The organism is Pseudomonas sp. NPDC087029 (assembly GCF_044745345.1).
Classification (GTDB): domain Bacteria; phylum Pseudomonadota; class Gammaproteobacteria; order Pseudomonadales; family Pseudomonadaceae; genus Aquipseudomonas; species Aquipseudomonas faucium.
The window spans coordinates 59676-79996 of record NZ_JBIVAB010000003.1 but is presented as its reverse complement, the minus strand read 5'-3'; the positions used below and the strand labels follow the sequence as shown (position 1 = coordinate 79996).

Here is a 20321-nt window from a genome sequence, read left to right as displayed (position 1 = left end):
CAAACCGTTTCATGTTTGTAACAACAGAGCTAAGAACATTTAACGCGCGAGCTAAGAAGATTTTTTCATAAGAGATATGCGAAAAAAAACTTATGCGGTCTATCGAAACCAAGACATTGTTTCATTCAGGTAAATTTGGAAGCCGCTGGAGGACGCGGTTTTCAAGCGTCCGCAAGAGTTCCAGATTTTTTACAGCTAAGGACGCGGGATGAACAGGTAAAAGCGTAATTTGGCGACAATAATTTGGCATCGACTGATGGCCCAATTACATTACCTCTATCGCCGAAGGAGTAGCTGGAGAGCCCGATTCTCAGTGTTGAGACACTCGCTTTCCAGGCGCTGAGCCGCCACCCGCGACGTCATTGGCTGACAAGCCAATCGGTAAGGGGAGGCGTGCGCTCATGGCTAAGCTAATCGGTGTGGTCAGCAAGGTGGTTGGTCAGGTGTTTGCCGTTGCCGAGGACGGCACTCGCCGCCTGTTGATCGAAGGCGACCGCCTGTTCGCGGGCGAACAGTTGCAGACCGGTGCCGCCGGTGCGGTGGCGGTGCACTTGCACAATGGTGCAGAGCTGACCCTGGGGCGCGACAGCAGCCTGCAGATGACCCCCGACCTGCTGGCCGGCCAGGCCCCTCACACCCAGACCCACGACGGCGCCCCAAGCGACGCGCAACTGAGCGACGTGGCGCGGATCCTGCAGGCGATTGCCGCCGGTGCCGACCCCAGCGACGTCGGCGAAGCCCCCGCCGCCGGGCCCAACGCGGGCAGCGCCCCGGGCGCGCTGGGCGGCGGGCACAGTTTTGTCCTGCTCACCGAGGTGGCGGCGCGGGTCGACCCGCAGGTGGGCTTCCCCACGGCCGGCTTCAATGGCATCCCCGATCTGGTCGAGCGTGAAGTTGGCGATCTGCGCGACCACAGCCGCGGGCTGCCCGGGGCCGGCGGCGAGATCACCGGCCCGGACAGCGGCCTGCAACCTGAGCAGCCGACGCCGCCGGTGGACACCAAGCCGCCGGTCGATCCCAACCCGCCGGTGGACCCCAACCCACCGGTAACGCCGATCGATGAAAACCACCCGGTCGAGTTGCACGGGCTGACGCTCGATCCCGGCGACCCTGGCCTTGACGAAGCCAACCTGCCCCTGGGCTCGGCAAGCAACCCGGCGGCCCTGACCCAGCACGGCAGCTTCACCGTGGTGGCCCCGGACGGCGTGTTCAACCTGAGTGTGGGCGGCATCAACGTGGTGACTGGCGGTGTGGTCACCGGTGTCGGCCAATCGATCACTACCGGCCTTGGCAATACCCTGACCATCCTCGGCTTCGACCCGGCGACCGGGGTGGTGACCTACAGCTACACCCTCACCGGCGCCGAGCAGCATCCCGATGGCGCAGGCACCAATGCGCTGAACGAGAACCTGCCGGTGATGGCCAGCGACCCCGACGGCGACGCCGCCCAGGGCACACTGGTGATCACCATCCGCGACGACGTACCCCGGGCAGTGGATGACAGCAACCCGGTGCAGGCCACCGAGCAGCATGTGGAGCTGACCGGCAATGTGCTGAGCAACGACATCCAGGGCGCCGACCGAGTGCCGGGCGGCCCGGTGATCGCCGGCACCTTTACCGGTACCTACGGCACGTTGGTGCTGGCCGCGGACGGTTCCTACACCTACACCCTCGATGTCAACGACCCGGACTTCAAGAACCTGGGCGGTGGCGGCCATGGGGTGGAAACCTTCACCTACACCATCAAGGACGCCGACGGCGACACCAGCAGCGCGACCCTGACCCTGAACATCAGCAACCTCGACGACCCCGTGCACCTCGATGGCCTCGATGCGCAGGGCGGCAGCCTCACCGTCTACGAAAAGAACCTGCACGACGGCAGCGCCCCCGATGCCAGCGCCCTGACCCAGCACGGCACGTTCAAGGTGACCGCAGCGGATGGCCTGCAGAGCCTGACCGTGGGTGGCATCAGCGTGGTCAGTGGCGGTGTGGCGGCGGGCTTCCCGCAGTCGATCGTCACCGCCGAAGGCAATACCCTGACGATCACCGGCTATGACCCGAGCACGGGCGTGGTGAGCTACAGCTATACCCTGGTGGGCAGCGAGCAGCACCCTGCAGGCCAGGGCAGCAACAGCATCAGCGAGCAGTTCCAGGTGGTCGCCCAGGACATCGACGGCAGCATGGCCAATGGCAGCCTGCACGTGAGCATCGTCGACGACGTGCCGACGGCCAACAGCGACTACGTCAGCGTGGCCAAGGGCGATGTGGTGCGCGGCAACGTGATGTACAACGACGTGGTCGGCGCCGATACCCGTGGCGATGGCCAGTACGTGGTCGGCGTGCGCGCTGGCAGCGATACGTCGTCCTCGGCGCAAGGGCAACTCAACATGCAGGTCAACGGCCAGTACGGCTACCTGACCATCGATGCCCAGGGCAACGCCGAGTACCACTCCAACCCCAACATCGCCTCGCCGCGCGATGCCCTCGACACCTTCGTCTACACCATCCGCGATGCCGATGGCGACGAGAGCACCACCACCCTCACCATCAACGTGCACAACGGCCTGATGGCGTGTGAGGATCGTGATGTCACCGTGTACGAAAAAGCCCTGGACCTGCACAAGGATGGCAACGACCTGGCCGCCGGCACGGTCACCGGCAGTGACCCGAACTCCACCCAGGAAACCGCTTCCGGCACGTTGGTCGGTTCGGCCAGTGGTGGTGTCGGCGCGCTGACCTACAGCCTGGTCGGCAATGCGACTGGCCAGTACGGGCAGATCCACCTGAATGCCGACGGCACCTACACCTATACCCTGACCTCGCCGGCGAATTCGCCGACCCATGCCAACGATGGGCCCAACACGGTCACCGAAACCTTCACCTACCAGGTGCAGGATTCGCTCGGCAACTCCACCACCAGCACCATCGTCATCACCATCGTCGACGATGTGCCCACGGCCAACAGCGACTACGTGAGCGTGGCCAAGGGCGATGTGGTGCGCGGCAACGTGATGTACAACGATGTGGTCGGCGCCGATGTGCGCAGCGACGGCCAGTATGTGGTCGGCGTGCGTGCCGGCAGCGACACCTCGACGTCTGCCATCGGCCAGCTCAACACCCAGGTCAATGGCCAGTACGGCTACCTGACCATCGACGCCCAGGGCAACGCCGAGTACCACTCCAACCCCAACATCGCCTCGCCGCGCGATGCCCTCGACACCTTCGTCTACACCATCCGCGATGCCGATGGCGACGAGAGCACTACCACCATCACTATCAACGTGCACAACGGCCTGATGGCTTGCGTGGATCGCGACGTCACCGTCTACGAGAACGCGCTGGACCTGCACAAGGATGGCAACGACCTGGCCGCCGGCAGCGTCACCGGCAGCAACCCGGATTCACCCCGCGAAACGGCCAGTGGCACGTTGGTGGGCTCGACCAGTGGCGGCGTCGGCGCACTGACCTACAGCCTGGTCGGCAATGCCGTGGGCCAATATGGGCAGATTCACCTGAATGCCGACGGCTCCTACACCTACACCCTGACCTCGCCGGCCAATTCCCCGACCCATGCCAACGACGGCCCGAACACCGTGACCGAAACCTTCACCTACCAGGTGCAGGATTCTCTCGGCAATTCGACCACCAGCAGCATCGTCATCACCATCGTCGACGACGTGCCCACGGCCCACTGCGACTACGCCAGCGTGGCCAAGGGCGATGTGGTGCGCGGCAACGTGATGCTCAACGACGTGGTCGGCGCCGATGTGCGCAGCGACGGCCAGTATGTGGTTGGCGTGCGTGCCGGCCATGACACCTCCACCTCGGCCATCGGCCAGCTCAACATGCAGGTCAACGGCCAGTACGGCTACCTGACCATCGACGCCCAGGGCAACGCCGAGTACCACTCCAACCCCAACATCAATTCGCCGCGCGATGCCGTCGACACCTTCGTCTACACCATCCGCGATGCCGATGGCGACGAGAGCACCGCCACCATCACCATCAACGTGCACACGGCACTGATGGCCTGCGAAGACCACGACGTCACCGTCTACGAGAAGGCGCTGGACCTGCACAAGGATGGCAACGACCTCGCGGCCGGCAGTGTCACGGGCAGCGACCCGAACTCCACCCAGGAGACCGCCTCCGGCACCCTCGTGGGTTCCACCAGTGGCGGCGTCGGCGCACTGACCTACAGCCTGGTCGGCAATGCCGTGGGGCAATACGGGCAGATTCACCTGAATGCCGACGGCTCCTACACCTACACCCTGACCTCGCCGGCCAATTCCCCGACCCATGCCAACGATGGACCCAACACGGTCAGCGAAACCTTCACCTACCAGGTGCAGGACTCGCAGGGCAACTCGACCACCAGCAGCATCGTCATCACCATCGTCGACGACGTGCCCACGGCCAACAGCGACTACGTCAGCGTGGGCAAGGGCGATGTGGTGCGCGGCAACGTGATGCTCAACGACGTGGTCGGTGCCGATGTGCCCAGCGACGGCCAGTACGTGGTCGGCGTGCGCGCCGGCAGCGATACCTCGACGTCTGCCATCGGCCAGCTCAACACCCAGGTGCACGGCCAGTACGGCTACCTGACGATCGACGCCCAGGGCAATGCCGAGTACCACTCCAACCCCGATGCCGTGGCGCCGAGGGACGCGCTCGACACCTTCGTCTACACCATCCGCGACGCCGATGGCGACGAGAGCACCACCACCGTCACCATCAACGTGCACACCCATTCGCTGCAGCCTTGCACCGACGGTGGGGTCAAGGTGTACGAAAGCGCGCTGGACCTGAACAAGGACGGCAACGACCTGGCTGCCGGCACCGTGACCGGCAGCGATCCGAGCTCTACGCGCGAGACTGCCAATGGCAGCCTGGTGGGGCAGGTTGCCGGCGGCGTGGGCGCCTTGACCTACACCTTGGTCGGCAATGCCGTAGGCCATTACGGCCAGATGCACTTGAACGCAGACGGCTCCTACACCTACACCCTGACCTCGCCGGCCAATTCGCCGACCCATGCCAACGACGGTGCGAATACGGTGACGGAATCCTTCACCTACCGGGTGGAAGACACCGTAGGCAACTGGACTACCAGCACCGTGACCATCACCATCGTCGACGACGTGCCGCAGGCCCACTGCGACTTCGTCAGCGTGGGCAAGGGTGATGTGGTGCGCGGCAACGTGATGTACAACGACGTGGTCGGCGCCGACACCCTGAGCGATGGCGCCTACGTGGTCGGCGTGCGTGCCGGCCATGACACCTCCACCTCGGCCATCGGCCAGCTGGGCACCCAGGTGTACGGGCAGTACGGCTACCTGACCATCGATGCCCGGGGCAACGCCGAGTACCACTCCAACCCCAATGCCGTGGCGCCGCGCGATGCACTCGACAGCTTCGTCTACACCATCCGCGACGCCGACGGCGACGAGAGCACGGCAACCGTTACCGTCAACGTCCACGACCACTCGCTGAACCCTTGTGGCGACGGGGGTGTGGCGGTGTACGAGAAAGCCCTGGACCTGAACCAGGATGGCCACGACCTGGCGCCCGGCAGCGTCACCGGCAGCCAGCCATGCTCGACTGCGGAAACCGCTTCCGGCAGCCTGGTCGGGCAGGTCGGCGGTGGTGTCGGGGCGCTGACCTACACCCTGGTCGGCAATGCCGTCGGCCAGTATGGGCAGATTCACCTGAATGCCGATGGTTCCTACACCTACACGCTGACGTCGCCGGCCAATTCGCCGGTGCATGCCAACGACGGTGCGAATACGGTGACGGAATCCTTCACCTACCGGGTGGAGGACACGGTCGGCAACTGGACTACCAGCACCGTCAACATCACCATCGTCGACGACGTGCCCCAGGCCCACTGCGACTACGTGAGCGTCGCCAAGGGCGAGGAGGTCAGCGGCAATGTGCTGGCCAACGATGTGATCGGCGCCGATGTGCCAAGCGACTGTGGGTACGTGGTCGGTGTGCGCGCCGGTGGCGATACCTCCACCTCGGCCATCGGCCAGCTGGGTACTCACGTGTACGGCCAATACGGCTACCTGACCCTGGATGCCCGGGGCAATGCGGTCTACCACTCCGACCCCAATGTCGCCGCGCCGCGCGATGCGGTCGACAAGTTCGTCTACACCATCCGCGATGGCGACGGCGACGAGAGCACCACGACCATCACCATCAACGTGCATGACAACTCGATCGCCGAATGTGGCGATGGCTATGGCCGCGGCCTGGAGACGCGGATGGTGGACCGCGGCGCGTTCAGCTTCGATGCCGGCAGCATGACGGCGGCGCTGGTGGTGCTGGGCTACCTGGGCGCGATGGGCAGCGCCCAGGCCAGCAGCGAGGAGGTGCTGAACGTCAGCCTGCACAAGGGTGAGACCCTGCAGCTGAACCACCAGCCGCAGGATGGCAACCTGGTGATGGAATGGAAGGATGCCGGGGGCAGCTACCAAGCCATCGCCGCCGGCGACAGCATCACGGCCAACCACGACGGGGTGTACAGCATTCACCTGAGCAACCCGGTGAATGATGGCAAGGCAGGGGAGAGCTACAAGTTGAGCCTGGTGCTCGACTACGCCAATGCCCAGCAGCCGGCCGCTCACGATATGGGAGCCGACAGCCATGCGGCTGCGGGGCTTTCCAGCCTGATGGATGTCGCCTCACTGGAAACTCATGGGGCTGTTGGCCAGGTTGAGCATGACACGGCCAATTTCGTCCAGGCCAAGGGCGCGGTCACCATCGACCTCAGTCATGAAGGTGCCCAGGACACCGGCGGTGCCGGCCTGCACAACTTCAATGGCATCCACAACCTGGTCGGTTCCGACTATGGCGACACCTTGATCGGTGACAGCGGCGACAACGTGCTCAATGGCGGCAAGGGCAACGATGTGCTCAAGGGCGGCGATGGCAACGACATCCTGATCGGTGGGCCGGGCAACGACACCCTGACCGGCGGCAACGGCAACGACACCTTCGTCTGGCAGAAAGGTGACAGCGGCCACGACACGGTCACTGACTTCACCCCGGGCAGCGACAAGCTGGACCTGTCGCAGCTGCTGCAAAGCGAGCATGCCACGGCGGCCACGCTGGATGACTACCTGCACTTCAAGGTCAGCGGCACCGGCACCAACGTGGTGTCGACCATCGAGGTCGCCAGTGCACCGGGCGCGGCGCCGGTGCAGACCATCGACCTGGCGGGGGTCGATCTGGCCCAGCATTACGGGGTGACAGCGGGGGCGGGCGGGGTGATATCGGCGGGGCATGATACGGCGACGATCATCAACGGCATGCTCAATGATCATTCGTTGAAGGTGGACACGGTGTGAGCTGATCAGCCAGGCCTGCGCAAGGTCTTCTGCCTGAGGATGTACAGGCTCACCAGCACCGCGCTGGTGAGCATGAAGGCTCGCGCCCAGAACAGCGGTACCAGGTAGCACGACAGGCCGATGCTCGCCCACATCAGGCCGATGGCGTAGACCTTGCCCTTGAGCGGGATACCTTCGCCACTGAGGTAGTCACCAATCCACGGCCCGAGCTTCGGGTGATTGACCAGCCAATGGTGAAAGCGTGGCGAGCTGCGGGCGAAGCAGGCGGCCGCCAGTAGCAGGAAAGGGGTGGTGGGCAACACCGGCAGGAAGATCCCCAGCACCCCCAGCGCGACGCTGAGCCAGCCGATGGCCAGCAACAGGTAGCGCACGGCGGGCTCAGTGGTGGCGTGGCTTGAGCAGCGCCGGCTTCTCTTCAGGGGCGTGCAGCAGCAGGAACAGCGCGCTCAGCGCCTCCGGAATCTGCACGATCATGTCGTCCTGCAGGTTGGCGTTGCTGGCGATGTCGGCGAACTCTGGCTGTTCGTCGAACAGGCCCGACCCGACCATGATCGGCAGCAGCATCTCGCTGACTTCCTCTTCGGCGTTCTCGAACCAGGCTTCCTCGCGCAGGAACACGCCTTCCATGAAACCGATGCACCAGCCGCGCAGGTCGGAATCGTCCGGCTCTTCGGTCAGGTCCAGTTCGCAGGGCAGGTCGAATTCTTCGTCGCTGGCGAGCTGGCGGGCGATGTGGCCCTTGAGCGCTACCAGGGTCGCTTCGATCTCGGTGCGCTGGGCATCGCTGGCGTAATGGGGCTCTTCGGCGAACAGCGCGTCGATCCATTCACGCTCGGGGACGTCTTCCGAGCAGATCGACAGCGCGGTCAGGTAGCCGTGGGCGGCGACGTAGTCCAGCGCTTCTTCGTGCAGCTCATCGGCGTCGAGGAAGGCTTGCAGGCGGGTCAGTTGCTCGGCGAAGGACATTACAGGGCTACCTTGGGGAATAAACGATAGTGAATTCTAGCACCTTGCGGCGACGGCGGTGCAAAGGGAACGTCTGTCACCCGGGGATCCTGCGCCAAGCGGCTCTGCGGTATACTCCGCGATTTTCATGCAGGGGCAGGGTTTCCCGGCCATCTGGCAAAAGCCGCTTACGCATTTGGCGTGTGCGGAGCGGTTTTTTCGTCCAGCCTGTGTCCAGGATGGTACGGCGATTTGGAGTTGCACATGCTCGAACAGGCTCAGCGCGTTCTCAAGGATATCTTCGGCTACGACAGTTTCCGTGGGCGCCAGGCAGCGATCATCGAATGCGTGGCCAGCGGCGGCGACGCCCTGGTGCTGATGCCTACCGGTGGCGGCAAGTCGCTGTGCTTCCAGGTGCCGGGGTTGCTGCGCCCGGGGCTGACCGTGGTGGTTTCGCCGCTGATCGCGCTGATGGACGACCAGGTCGCCACCCTCGACGAGCTGGGCGTTGCCGCCGCGGCGCTGAACTCCACCCTGAGCGCCGAACAGCAGCGCGACCTGGCCGCACGCCTGCGCCGTGGCGAGGTGAAGATGCTGTACCTGGCGCCGGAGCGCCTGGTGCAGCCGCGCATGCTGGAGTTCCTGCGCGGGCTGGACATCGCCCTGTTCGCCATCGACGAGGCCCACTGCGTGTCGCAATGGGGCCACGACTTCCGCCCTGAATACCTGCAGCTCGGTCAACTGGCCGAGCTGTTCCCGCATGTGCCGCGCATCGCCCTGACCGCCACCGCCGACATGCGTACCCGCGAAGAAATCGTCCAGCGCCTGCACCTGCAGGGCGCCGAGCGTTTCCTGTCGAGCTTCGACCGGCCGAACATCTTCTACCGCATCGTGCCCAAGGAAGCGCCGCGCAAGCAGTTGATGGCCTTCCTCGGCGAGCGCCGTGGCAACGCCGGCATCGTCTATTGCCTGTCGCGCAAGAAGGTCGACGAGACCGCAGCCTTCCTTTGCGAGCAGGGTTTCCCCGCGCTGCCGTATCACGCCGGCCTGGCCGCCGAAACGCGGGCCGCCAACCAGCACCGCTTCCTCAACGAGGAAGGGCTGATCATGGTCGCGACCATTGCCTTCGGCATGGGCATCGACAAGCCCAACGTGCGCTTCGTCGCCCACCTCGACCTGCCCAAGTCGCTGGAAGCCTATTACCAGGAAACCGGCCGCGCCGGCCGTGATGGCCTGCCGTCCGACGCCTGGATGGCCTACGGCCTGCAGGACATGGTGATGCTCAAGCAGATGTTGCAGAACTCCGAGGGCGACGAGCGCCACAAGCGTGTCGAGCAGCACAAGCTCGATGCCATGCTGGCACTGTGCGAGGAGACGCGTTGCCGGCGCCAGTCGCTGCTGGCCTATTTCGACGAAGTGCTCGAGCAACCCTGCGGGCATTGCGACAACTGCGTCGACCAGGTCCAGACCTGGGACGCCACCGAGCCTGCGCGCCAGGCCCTGTCGGCGGTGTTCCGCACCGGCCAGCGCTATGGCGTGGGCCACCTGGTCGATGTGCTGCTGGGCAAGGACACCGAAAAGGTGCGCAACTTCGGCCACGAGAAGCTTTCGGTGTTCGGCGTGGGCAAGTCGCTGGCCGAGGCCGAATGGCGTTCGCTGTTCCGCCAGCTGGTGGCGCGCGGCCTGGTGGACATCGACCTGGAAGGCTACGGCGGCCTGCGCCTGGCCGACAGCTGCCGGCCGCTGCTGCGTGGCGAGGTGGCCCTGCAACTGCGTCGCGACCTCAAGCCGCAGACCGTGGCCAAGACCTCTTCCAGCGGCGGCAGCCCGGCCAGCCAGCTGGTGCGCGCCGAGGAACGCGAACTCTGGGAAGCCCTGCGCACCTTGCGCCGCAAGCTGGCCGAGGAGCACAGCGTGCCGCCCTACGTCATCTTCCCCGACTCCACCTTGCTGGAGATGCTGCGCAGCCAGCCGACCAGCCTCAGCGACATGGCCCAGGTCAGTGGCGTGGGTGCGCGCAAGCTGGAGCGCTACGGCCAGGCCTTCCTCGAAGTGCTCAATGGCGCCGGTGGCACCGAGGAGGCGCCGAAAGTGGTGCTCGACCTGCGCCACGAACTGGTCAGCCTGGCCCGAGCCGGCATGACCCCGGCGCAGATCGCCGGCCAGCTCAACTGCAGCGAGAAGAACGTCTACAGCCTGCTGGCCGAAGCCATCGGCCGCCAGGAGCTGAGCCTGGACCAGGCACTGGACCTGCCGGAAGACCTGATGATGGAGGTGCAGGACGCCTTCCTCGACGGCGAAGGGGAGCTGCCGCCGGTATCGGCGATTGCCCCGTTGTTCGGCGCGCGGGTTCCAGAAGGCGTGCTGTACTGCATTCGCGCAGCATTGGCAGCGGAGTTCGAGCTGTAATTGAAGACATTTCGGACATCTGCTGACCTTTGTCATCCTTTTTGACGAATAGGGATCGTTTGCGCGGCGGGCAGCCTTGCTTGATGCCACGGGACATGGTTAGCTGACTAATAATTAGTTCTAGTTCATGAGTTGCTTATGCCCCTGACCGACAACCAACACCGCTTCGGCATGCAGCTGGCCCAGATGTCCCGGGGCTGGCGCGCCGAGCTGGACCGCCGCCTGGCCGGGCTCAACCTGTCCCAGGCGCGCTGGCTGGTGTTGTTGCATCTTGCCCGTTTCGAAGAGGCGCCGACCCAGCGTGAGCTGGCCCAGAGCGTCGGCGTCGAAGGCCCGACCCTGGCGCGCCTGCTCGACAGCCTGGAGAACCAGGGCCTGGTACGCCGCCAGGCGGTGATGGAAGACCGCCGGGCCAAGAAGATCCTCCTGTGCCCGCCGGCCAAGCCGTTGATCGAGCAGATCGAGACCATCGCCAACGCCTTGCGCCTGGAGCTGTTTACCGGGGTGGATGAGGCGGACCTCGAAGTGTGCATGCGCGTGCATGCGAAGATTCTGGCCAACCTGGAAAAATCCTGAATTACCGAGGGCGCCCACAAGGTTTGCAGCAAAACCCTGTGGGAGCCGGCTTGCCGGCGATTGCCGCCTAGAAGGTATGCCCCAGGTTCAGGTACACCGCCTGCTCATGCGCACTGTTGGCGCCATAACTCAGGTTCAGCGGCCCCAACGGCGTCTCCAGCCCCAGGAAGACGCTGGCCGCATTGATATACCCACTGTCGAACTCATTGTCGTTGTTCCACGCCCGCCCGCGCTCCAGCGACCCGCCGATGTACAGCGGGAAGTCCAGCGGCAGGTAGGCCCGTGGCGTCAGGCGCCGGTAGTAGACCATGCGCAGCAGGCTCACGTTCTGCCCTGACACCGAGTCCTGCCTGAACCCCGACAGCTCCCGCGCGCCGCCAATCACGAAGCTCGAAGTGACCACTTCGGTGGCATCCAGCGTGCGCCCGTAGCGCCCGCCCAGCACCCAGGTGTTCGGCCCGTAGCTGAACGCCTTGTCCAGGTTGAGCAGCCACTGGCGGTAGTTGTCGTCGGAGTCCAGCGACTTGTCGTACTTGCGCAAGGTCAGGCCGATGTCTTCGCCGCTGTGCGGGAAGTACACGTTGTCGAGGGTGTCGAACGAATACTTGAGCTCGTAGAAGCCCTCGTTGAAGCTGACTTTCGGCAGGTCCTGGTCGCCGATGCGCACCTCGGCTTCCCCCCAGGCCTTGCCCGCGCCCAGGCGCACTTCGCCGTAGGTGCCGATCTGCCGGCCCAGGTTGAGGCCAAAGCCATAGCGCTCCAGCCGGTATTCGGCGACCGGGTCGTTGTCCAGGGTCGCTTCGATGTTCTGCGAGCTGAAGTCCAGGTAGGGCGCGATGAAATAGCGCGAGCCCACGTCCAGCGGCTGGTAGAACTCGCTGTACAGCTCCTGCTGGTCACCGATCTGCGCGCGCGTGAGCCACTCGGCGCCGAGCCGGTTGATGCCGTTGACCCGGTAGCTGGCGCCGAGGTTGAAGGCGCTGTCGCCGCGCAGGTCATCCGACAGGTTCAGGCCCAGGCGCAGGTAGTCGGTGCCGCCACGCTTGCCGCGGGCGTTGATCACCAGGGTGTTGTCCTCGCCCTTGTGCACCACGCGGTACTGCACCCGGTCGAAGTAGTCCAGGCCATACAGGGTGCCCATGTCGGTCTGCAGGCGGTCGAGCTCCAGCGGCTCGCCGATCGGCTGGCGAATGTAGTAGCGGATCACATCGTCGCTGACCTTGGAGTCGTTCTCCACCCGGATCGCGGTAATCACCGGGGTGCGCTGGCGCGGTGAACGGGCCACCGCCAGCTCGGCATCACCCTCGGGTTGGCGCAGCGCAGCCAGACGCGGCGCGAGCAGGCGCGCTGCGCGGTAGCCGGCGTCGATCATGTCCTGGGCGCGGCCGAAATCGGTGACGCCAAAGGCCGCCAGCTGCGGTTGGATCAGGATATCGTCGCGGTGCAGGCTGGCCAGTTGTTCCTCGGAGTTGCGCCGGGTCATCAGGATGATCGACTGGTTGAGCACATCGACCACCGTGGCCAGTTGCTTGCGATCGCGCAGCGGGGTGCCGATATCGACCACGATGGCCAGGTCGACGCCCATCTCGCGGGCCACGTCCACCGGGATGTTGTCGACCATGCCGCCGTCCACCAGCAGCCGGCCGTCCAGCTCGACCGGGGCGAACACCGCGGGGATCGACATGCTGGCGCGGATCACCTGGGGCAGGTGGCCGCGGCTGAACACCACCTTTTCGCCACTGGCGATGTCGGTGGCCACGGCGCGAAAGGGGATCGGCAGCTTGTCGAAGTCGCGGGTGTCGGCGGTGTGGGCCAGCTTGCTTTCCAGCAGCAGCGCCAGGTTCTGGCCCTGGATCACGCCCAGCGGCAGGCCCAGGCTGCCGTCATCGCGAAAGCTCAGCTTCTGCTTGACCAGAAAGTCGCGGTCATCCTGCTTGCGCCGGAACGGCACATCCTTGCGTGGCGGGGCGTCGGACAGCGCCTGTTGCCAGTCCAGGGTGGTGGCGAGCTTCTCCAGCTCCTCGACGCTGTAGCCGGAGGCATACAGCCCGCCAACCACCGCACCCATGCTGGTGCCGGCGATGGCGTCGATGCGCACGCCCTGTTCTTCCAGGGCCTTGAGCACACCAATATGGGCCAGGCCCCGCGCCGCGCCGCCGGAGAGCACCAGCCCGACCTTGGGGCGGGCCGGCTCGGTGGCGAGCGCGGTCATGGAGGTGAGCGTCAGCAAAAGGCAGAACAGCAGGCGGTGCATCGTGAGTCTCAAACCCTGGGCCAAAGACCGCTAGTATAAGCGGCCCCATACCTCAGGAGACTTGGCCATGGCCGATAGCAAGCCAGAAATTGTCATCACCTATTGCACCCAGTGCCAGTGGCTGCTGCGCGCGGCCTGGCTGGCCCAGGAACTGCTGAGCAGCTTTGCCGACGACCTTGGCCGGGTGGCCCTGGAGCCTGGCACCGGCGGTGTGTTTCGCATCACCTGCCAAGGCGTGCAGATCTGGGAGCGCAAGGCCGACGGCGGCTTCCCCGAGGCCAAGGTGCTCAAGCAGCGGGTGCGTGACCAGATCGACCCGCAGCGCGACCTGGGCCACAACGACCGCTGATCAGGCGCCTTCGGCCAGGGCCCGGGGTTTGCTCGGCGGCTCGGCCGCCAGGCGGCTGGACAGCACGATGGCAAAGATGATCAAAGCCCCACCCGCCAACATGCGCAGGGTGGGCGTTTCGGCGAACACCACCCAGGCCACGGCGATGCCATAGACCGGCTCCATGCCGAACACCACGGCGGCGGTGCGCGCCTTGATCACGGCCAGGCTGGCGACGAACAGGCTGTGGGCGACCCCGGTGCAGAAGATGCCGAGCAGGCCGATCCACAGCCAGTCCATGGGCGCCACCGCCGCCAGGCCCGGCGCGGCCACCGGCAGCAGGCACAGGCCGACCACCAGGTTTTGCCACAGCGCCGCCTGCACCGCGGGCAGGCGGCCGGAGCCGGCGCGGTTGGTCAGTGACAGCAGCGAGAACAGCAAGCCCGAGAGCAGGGCCCAGAGCAGGCCGCCGGTGGCCTGGCTGGCCAGGTCGAAGGAGGGCGTCACCAGCACCAGGCCAATGCTCACCAGCAATACCAGCAAGGCTTCGTTGCGGCGGATGCGTTCGCGAAACAGCACGCCTTCGAGAATCACGGTGAACGCCGGGAAGCTGGCGAAGCCGAGGGTGGCGATGGCCACGCCGGCGACCTTGACGGCGATGAAGAAGCTGACCCAGTGGCCGGCCAGCAACACCCCGCCCAGCAACAGGCGGCGCATGTCGCGCCCGCTCAGGCGCTGCCAGCCGGGGCCGGTGAGGCTGGCGAACAGGGCCAGGGCAAGCACGGCGAAGGCGGCGCGGCCGAAGACGATGATGGCCGGGCTGGCGCTGGCGGCAAGCTTGCCGAACACGCCGGTCAGGCCGAAGAACAGTGCGCCGATGTGCAGGGCCCCGAGGGCGGTGCGGTGGTTCATGGTGGTCCTTGCGATCTTCGTTGGAGTTGCGGGCCCTATCGCCGGCAAGCCGGCTCCCACAGGTACAGTCTGCTAAGCATCTGTGGGAGCCGGCTTGCCGGCGATAGGGCCGGTACAGGCACAGTGTAAAAGCTCAGGCAAACAACATCTGTCGCCAACCTAGCGCCCGTTATCGCCAGACTCTCGCCGCAACGCCAGCGGCGTGCAGCCGAACGCGCGCAGCATCGCCGCTGAAAATGCGCTCTGCGAGCCGTACCCCACCTGCGCGGCGATCTCGCCCAGTGGCAGCGCCGTGCGGATGACCAGCTCCCGCGCCTTGAGCAGCCGCCGCTGGCGAATGTAGTCCATCGGCGTTACCCCGCATTCGGCGCTGAACCGCGCATGCAGCCGGGCAGTGGACAGCCCGGCGATGCGCGCAAGGTCAGCGACCTGCAGGGGGTACGCCGCCTGCTGCTCGATGTAACGGTCGAACGCTGCATAGGGCAGGCGCTGGCTGGGCGTCACAATGGCCGAAGCCGTGGGGCTGAGGCTGGCCAGCAGCAGCACCGCGCCTTGCCGGGCAATCAAGGGGTCGTCGACCGGGCTGTTGGCCAGCCAATCCACCAGTTGCTGCTGGCGGTTGTCCAGGCCCAGGGCCGCAGGGCGGTCGAGCAGGCGCCGGCTGGCATCGGCGTGTTCACCCAGTTGCTCGAGCAGCCAATGCTCGCCCGGCACATCGAGCACCAGGCAGTGGCTGCCGGTTTCGCTGCCGCAGCTGTGATGGGTGCCGGCAGGCACCACCATCAGGCGCTGGCGGTCGAGCCGCGCCTCATGGCCCTGCACTTCGAAGTCCAGGCGGCCACCCAGGCCGAACACCAGTTGCGGGTGTTCGTGGCTGTGGGCGATCAGGTCGTGGCGGTAGTGGCGCAGGGAAAGTATCGGGCCGGCGGTCATGGGGCGTCCTCGCGGGGCAGGCGACCATTGTGCCCCAATCCTCACGCCCCATCACCCGTCACATGGCTGCCACCAACCTGTCATCTGCGCCTGCCAGTCTCCAGCAAACAGCGCCGGAGCCCGCCCATGACCCACGCCGAACTCTCCCGCCCCTCGCGCAAGCAGCGCGTGCGCACGTTGTGGATTTCCGATGTGCACCTGGGCACCCGCGATTGCCAGGCCGAGCACCTGTCGCAGTTTCTCAAGGCCTACCAGGCCGACCGCATCTACCTGGTCGGCGACATCATCGACGGCTGGAAGCTGCGCGGCGGCATCTTCTGGCCGCAAGCGCACACCAACGTCATCCGCAGGCTTTTGACCATGAGCAAGCGCGGCACCGAGGTGATCTACGTCACCGGCAACCATGACGAATTCCTGCGCCGCTATTCCAAGCTGATTCTGGGCAACATCCAGCTGGTGGACGAGGCCGAGCACCTCACGGCCGATGGCCGGCGGCTGCTGGTGATCCATGGCGATCAGTTCGATGTCATCACCCGCTACCACCGCTGGCTGGCCTTTCTCGGCGACCGCGCCTACGAATTCACCCTGGTGCTCAACCGCTGGCTCAACCATTGGCGCGCGCGCTACGGCTATGGCTACTGGTCGCTGTCGGCGTACCTCAAGCACAAGGTCAAGGGTGCGGTGAACTTCATCAGCGATTTCGAGGATGCCATTGCCCACGAATGTACCCGCCGCGGCTTTCAGGGGGTTGTGTGCGGGCATATCCACCATGCCGAAATCCGCAAGGTCGGCGAGGTGGAGTACCTCAACTGTGGCGATTGGGTGGAGTCGTGCACGGCGCTGATCGAGCACTGGGACGGCAGCATCGAGCTGTATCGGCTGGCCGATGCGCAGGCGCGGCTGGCCGAGCAGGCCGCCGCGCTGCGTGAACCTGCCTGAGGCGCGCTAGAGGCTGATCCTGCCCAGCAGGATGTCGCGGAACATGGCGAAGTCGCCGATCAGGCTGTACAGCGGATGCTTGAAGGTGGCCGGCCGGTTCTTCTCGAAGAAGAAGTGCCCGACCCAGGCAAATCCATAGCCGAACAGTGGCACGGCGAGCAGCAGCAGCCACTTGCCGCTGCCGATGGTATAGGCCAGCAGGGCAATGACCAGGCTGGTGCCGACGAAGTGCAGGCGCCGGCAGGTGGGGTTGCTGTGCTCGCCCAGGTAATAGGGATAGAACTCGGCAAAACTGCGGTACTGCGCGGTGCTGTTCATCGCAATGCTCCGGGATTATCACTTTTTGACAGGATACACGGCGTGGAGCCTGAATCGAGTCTAGAGTCACTGGCGGAGCCGGCCAGTGACAATGGGCGCCAAATGAGTATCCTTAGGTTCACCGCATGATGCGGTCAGAGCATAAGAAGCCTGTCATGAGTGAGAGAACCACGTCAGCCAGCTGGGCATCAGGGATCGTCAAGGCACTCGAGCTGGAAGGGCTCGATTGCCGTGCCATGTTCAAGCAGCTAGGGCTCGACTTCGCCGCCCTCGACGACCCCGACGCACGCTTCCCGCAAGACTCCATGACCCGCCTGTGGCAGTTGGCGGTGGAGTTGTCCGGCAATGAAGCCATCGGCCTGAACATGGCGCGGGTGGTGCGGCCGGCCTCGTTCCATGTGGTGGGCTACGCGCTGATGTCCAGCCGCACCCTGGCCGAAGGCTTCGAGCGGCTGGTGCGCTACCAGCGCATCATTGCCGAAAGCTCCGACCTGAGCTTTCGCCTGGGGCCTGAAGGCTACTCGCTGATTCTTACCGTGCATGGCGACCACCTGCCGCCGACCCGGCACAGCTCGGAGGCCTCGCTGGCGTGTGCGCTGGCCCTGAGCAAGTGGCTCAGCGGCCGCCCCATCCAGCCGCGGCGGGTACTGATCCAGGGCCCGCAACCGAAAAACATCGAGCCTTACAAGGTGGCGTTCCATTCACCTCTGGTGTTCGGCGCCGTTCATGATGCGCTGATCTTCGAGCGGGCCGACATGGAAGCCCCGCTGCCCACGGCCAACGAAGCCATGGCGGTGCTGCACGATCGCTTTGCCGGCGAGTACCTGGCGCGGTTTTCCGAAAGCCGGGTCACCCACCGCGTGCGCCAGGTGCTGTGCCGCATCCTGCCCCAGGGCGAGCCCAAGCGTGAAACCCTGGCCCAGTCCCTGCACCTGTCCCAGCGCACCTTGCAGCGGCGCCTGCAGGAGGAGGGCACGAGCTTCCAGGCGCTGCTGGACGACACCCGCCGCGAGCTTGCCGAGCAATACCTCGCCCAGCCGGGCATGACCCTGCTGGAAACCGCCTACCTGCTGGGCTTTGCCGACCCCAGCAACTTCTACCGGGCCTTCCGCCGCTGGTTCGACGTGACCCCGAGCGAGTACCGCGCCCGCCTGGGCGGGGCGGAAGCGGTGGTGCTCAATGACGCCAGAACGCCGGCATACATAGCACCAGCACGGTGATGATCTCCAGGCGCCCGAGCAGCATGCCGCTGGCCAGGATCCACTTGGCCGCGTCCGGCAGCGAGGCATAGTTGCCGGACGGGCCGATCACCTCGCCCAGGCCCGGGCCCACGCCCGAAACGGTGCCGGCGGCGCCGGTCAGGGCGGTCATCCAGTCCACGCCCAGCAGCGACAGCAGCAAGGCCATGACGCAGATGGTGATGGCGAAGAAGAACGAGAAGGTCAGGATCGAGCGCACGATCTCTTCGTCGAGGCGGTGGCCGTTGTACTTCTGCTTGATCACCGCGCGCGGGTGGATCAACTGGTTCAAGCTGGCCTTGAGCAGGATGTAGGCCACCTGGAAGCGGAAGATCTTGATGCCGCCGGCGGTGGAGCCGGAGCAGCCGCCGACGAAGCCCAGGTAGAAGAACAGCATCAGCGAGAAGTTGCCCCACAGGCTGTAGTCGCCCAGGGCGAAGCCGGTGGTGGTGACCACCGAGGTCACGTTCAGCGCTACGTGGCGCAAGGCATCCAGCCAGTGCAGGTTGGTGGTTGCCCAGTACCAGGTGCCCAGCACCAGCCAGGTGACTACCAGCAGGCCAAGCAGCCCTTGCACCTGCTGGTCGCGGATCAGTGCCTTGCGGTTGCCGCGCAGGGTGGCCACATACAGGGTGAACGGCAGGCTGCCAAGGATCATGACCACCACCGCCACCCAGTGCACCGCCGGGATGTCCCATTTGGCCAGGGACTGGTCCGAGGTCGAGAAGCCGCCGGTGGAGATCGCCGACATGGCATGGTTGATGGCATCGAACGGGCTCATGCCGGCCCACCAGAAGGCCAGGGCGCCGAGCACCGAAAAACCGACGTACACCCCGACGATCGACTTGGCGACCATGTGCGAACGCGGCATGACCTTTTCCGAGCGGTCCGACGATTCGGTCTGGAACAGGCGCATGCCACCGATGCGCAGCAGCGGCAGGATCGCCACCGCCATGGCGATGAAGCCGATGCCGCCGAGCCAGTGCAGCATCGAGCGCCACATGAGGATGCCCGGCGACATGCTGTCGAGCCCGCTGAGCACGGTGGCGCCGGTGGCGGTGATGCCGGACATGCTTTCGAAGAAGGCGTCGGTGTAGCTGATGTGCTGCGTCAACAGGAACGGCAGGGCGGCGAACACGCACACCACCAGCCAGCTGCTGACGGTGAGCAGGTACATGTCGCGCGGGCGCAGGTGCACATGCTCGGGGCGGCCCTGCAGGACCATGGCCAGGCCGGCGATGAAGGTGATCAGGCTCGACCAGAGGAACGACGGCATGTCGCCGGTGCGCTCGAAGATCACCAGGGTCGCCATGGGTACGACCATGCTCACTGCCAGGGTGATGAGGAAGATGCCGATGATGAAACCAATGATCCTTAAGGTCGGCAACGCCATGTGATCTGCTCTGACTCTGAACGGAAGGGCGCCATTCTACCTATGGGTCTGGTGATGTAAACGCTAGAATGGCCGCACATTTACCTGCCAGGAGGGTAGCCGATGGAGGCTCTCGACGCATTGCTCAACCGTGTTTCCGTGCCACGCCTGACTGAACCGGCGCCCAATGCCGCCCAGCGCGAGGCGCTGTTCCAGGCCGCACTGCGCGCGCCCGACCATGGCCAGCTGCGGCCGTGGCGCTTCCTGACCATCGAAGGCCAGGGCCGCGAGCAACTCGGGGAGCTGTTCGCCCAGGCGCTGCAAGACAAGGGCGAGGCCAGCCAGGCTGCGTTGGACAAGGCACGTGCGATGCCGTTGCGTGCGCCGTTGCTGATCGTGGTGATCGCCAAGCTGCAGGACCACTTCAAGGTGCCCAAGTCGGAGCAGCGCCTGGCAGCGGGCTGCGCGGCGCATGGCATCCTCATCGCAGCCCATGCCCAGGGCATCGGCGCGGTGTGGCGTACCGGCGACATGGCCTTCGATCCCTTTGTGCACAAGGGGCTGGGCATGGCCGAGAACGAGGAAGTGATCGGTTATCTGTATGTCGGCACGCCGATGGCCGAGCCGCGCACCGCGCCGGTGCTGGAAACTGCAGAGTTCGTCAGCGCCTGGGGCGAGTGATGCATGGGGCCGCTGCGCGGCCCATCGCCGGCAAGCCGGCTCCCACATGGCCAGCGTTGTACCTGTG

14 protein-coding genes are annotated in these 20321 nt (G+C 65.4%); 7 read left to right on the top strand and 7 right to left on the bottom strand.

The window, feature by feature from the left end:
- Positions 1-401 precede the first annotated feature (401 nt).
- Positions 402-7349, top strand: a complete 6948-nt coding sequence (locus ACIPG5_RS06175) for a retention module-containing protein (protein ID WP_401373817.1) — start codon at positions 402-404, stop codon at positions 7347-7349.
- A 5-nt stretch (positions 7350-7354) separates the two neighbouring features.
- Here ACIPG5_RS06175 and ACIPG5_RS06170 read toward each other — a convergent pair whose 3' ends face one another.
- Together ACIPG5_RS06170 and ACIPG5_RS06165 are read right to left on the bottom strand one after the other, a co-directional pair.
- Positions 7355-7720 carry a YbaN family protein gene (locus ACIPG5_RS06170; RefSeq protein ID WP_176511336.1) on the bottom strand — a complete coding sequence of 122 codons (366 nt, stop codon included), beginning with the start codon at positions 7718-7720 and terminating at the stop codon, positions 7355-7357.
- Positions 7721-7727: 7 nt separating this feature from the next.
- On the bottom strand, positions 7728-8315 hold the full coding sequence (locus ACIPG5_RS06165; RefSeq protein ID WP_176511335.1) for a YecA family protein: 588 nt from the start codon (positions 8313-8315) through the stop codon (positions 7728-7730).
- A gap of 243 nt (positions 8316-8558) precedes the next feature.
- Here ACIPG5_RS06165 and recQ point away from each other — a divergent pair, with 243 nt between their 5' ends.
- Both recQ and ACIPG5_RS06155 read left to right on the top strand, forming a co-directional pair.
- A complete protein-coding gene (recQ, locus tag ACIPG5_RS06160) occupies positions 8559-10703 on the top strand; it encodes a DNA helicase RecQ (protein WP_236238385.1) in 2145 nt (714 codons plus the stop codon).
- Positions 10704-10841: 138 nt separating this feature from the next.
- Entirely contained in the window at positions 10842-11279 is a 438-nt protein-coding gene (locus ACIPG5_RS06155) for a MarR family transcriptional regulator (RefSeq protein WP_176511333.1), read from the top strand.
- A 67-nt stretch (positions 11280-11346) separates the two neighbouring features.
- Here ACIPG5_RS06155 and ACIPG5_RS06150 read toward each other — a convergent pair whose 3' ends face one another.
- Positions 11347-13533: a patatin-like phospholipase family protein gene (locus ACIPG5_RS06150; RefSeq protein WP_401373814.1), complete on the bottom strand. Its 2187-nt coding sequence runs from the start codon at positions 13531-13533 to the stop codon at positions 11347-11349.
- Positions 13534-13600: 67 nt separating this feature from the next.
- On the opposite strand from ACIPG5_RS06150, the gene ACIPG5_RS06145 reads away from it, so the two are divergent.
- Positions 13601-13882 (top strand): SelT/SelW/SelH family protein, encoded by a 282-nt coding sequence (locus ACIPG5_RS06145; RefSeq protein WP_176511331.1) that lies wholly within the window; start codon positions 13601-13603, stop codon positions 13880-13882.
- Here the strand turns inward: ACIPG5_RS06145 and ACIPG5_RS06140 are convergent, their stop codons facing one another.
- On the bottom strand, positions 13883-14773 hold the full coding sequence (locus tag ACIPG5_RS06140; protein WP_176511330.1) for a DMT family transporter: 891 nt from the start codon (positions 14771-14773) through the stop codon (positions 13883-13885).
- Between the two features lie 159 nt (positions 14774-14932).
- Positions 14933-15706: a helix-turn-helix domain-containing protein gene (locus tag ACIPG5_RS06135; RefSeq protein WP_401373812.1), complete on the bottom strand. Its 774-nt coding sequence runs from the start codon at positions 15704-15706 to the stop codon at positions 14933-14935.
- A gap of 126 nt (positions 15707-15832) precedes the next feature.
- Between ACIPG5_RS06135 and ACIPG5_RS06130 the strand changes: the two genes are divergently transcribed.
- On the top strand, positions 15833-16645 hold the full coding sequence (locus ACIPG5_RS06130) for a UDP-2,3-diacylglucosamine diphosphatase (RefSeq protein WP_314614534.1): 813 nt from the start codon (positions 15833-15835) through the stop codon (positions 16643-16645).
- Between the two features lie 6 nt (positions 16646-16651).
- Here ACIPG5_RS06130 and ACIPG5_RS06125 read toward each other — a convergent pair whose 3' ends face one another.
- On the bottom strand, positions 16652-16963 hold the full coding sequence (locus tag ACIPG5_RS06125; RefSeq protein ID WP_176511327.1) for a DUF962 domain-containing protein: 312 nt from the start codon (positions 16961-16963) through the stop codon (positions 16652-16654).
- Between the two features lie 155 nt (positions 16964-17118).
- On the opposite strand from ACIPG5_RS06125, the gene ACIPG5_RS06120 reads away from it, so the two are divergent.
- Complete coding sequence (locus ACIPG5_RS06120) at positions 17119-18183, top strand: AraC family transcriptional regulator (RefSeq protein ID WP_401373809.1); 1065 nt, start codon at positions 17119-17121, stop codon at positions 18181-18183.
- On the opposite strand, the gene ACIPG5_RS06115 is transcribed toward ACIPG5_RS06120, so the two are convergent.
- A complete protein-coding gene (locus ACIPG5_RS06115; RefSeq protein WP_176511325.1) occupies positions 18140-19594 on the bottom strand; it encodes a TrkH family potassium uptake protein in 1455 nt (484 codons plus the stop codon). The genes ACIPG5_RS06120 and ACIPG5_RS06115 overlap by 44 nt on opposite strands.
- Before the next feature lie 102 nt (positions 19595-19696).
- Here ACIPG5_RS06115 and ACIPG5_RS06110 point away from each other — a divergent pair, with 102 nt between their 5' ends.
- Entirely contained in the window at positions 19697-20254 is a 558-nt protein-coding gene (locus tag ACIPG5_RS06110) for an NAD(P)H nitroreductase (RefSeq protein WP_401373807.1), read from the top strand.
- The last annotated feature ends 67 nt before the right edge of the window (positions 20255-20321 follow it).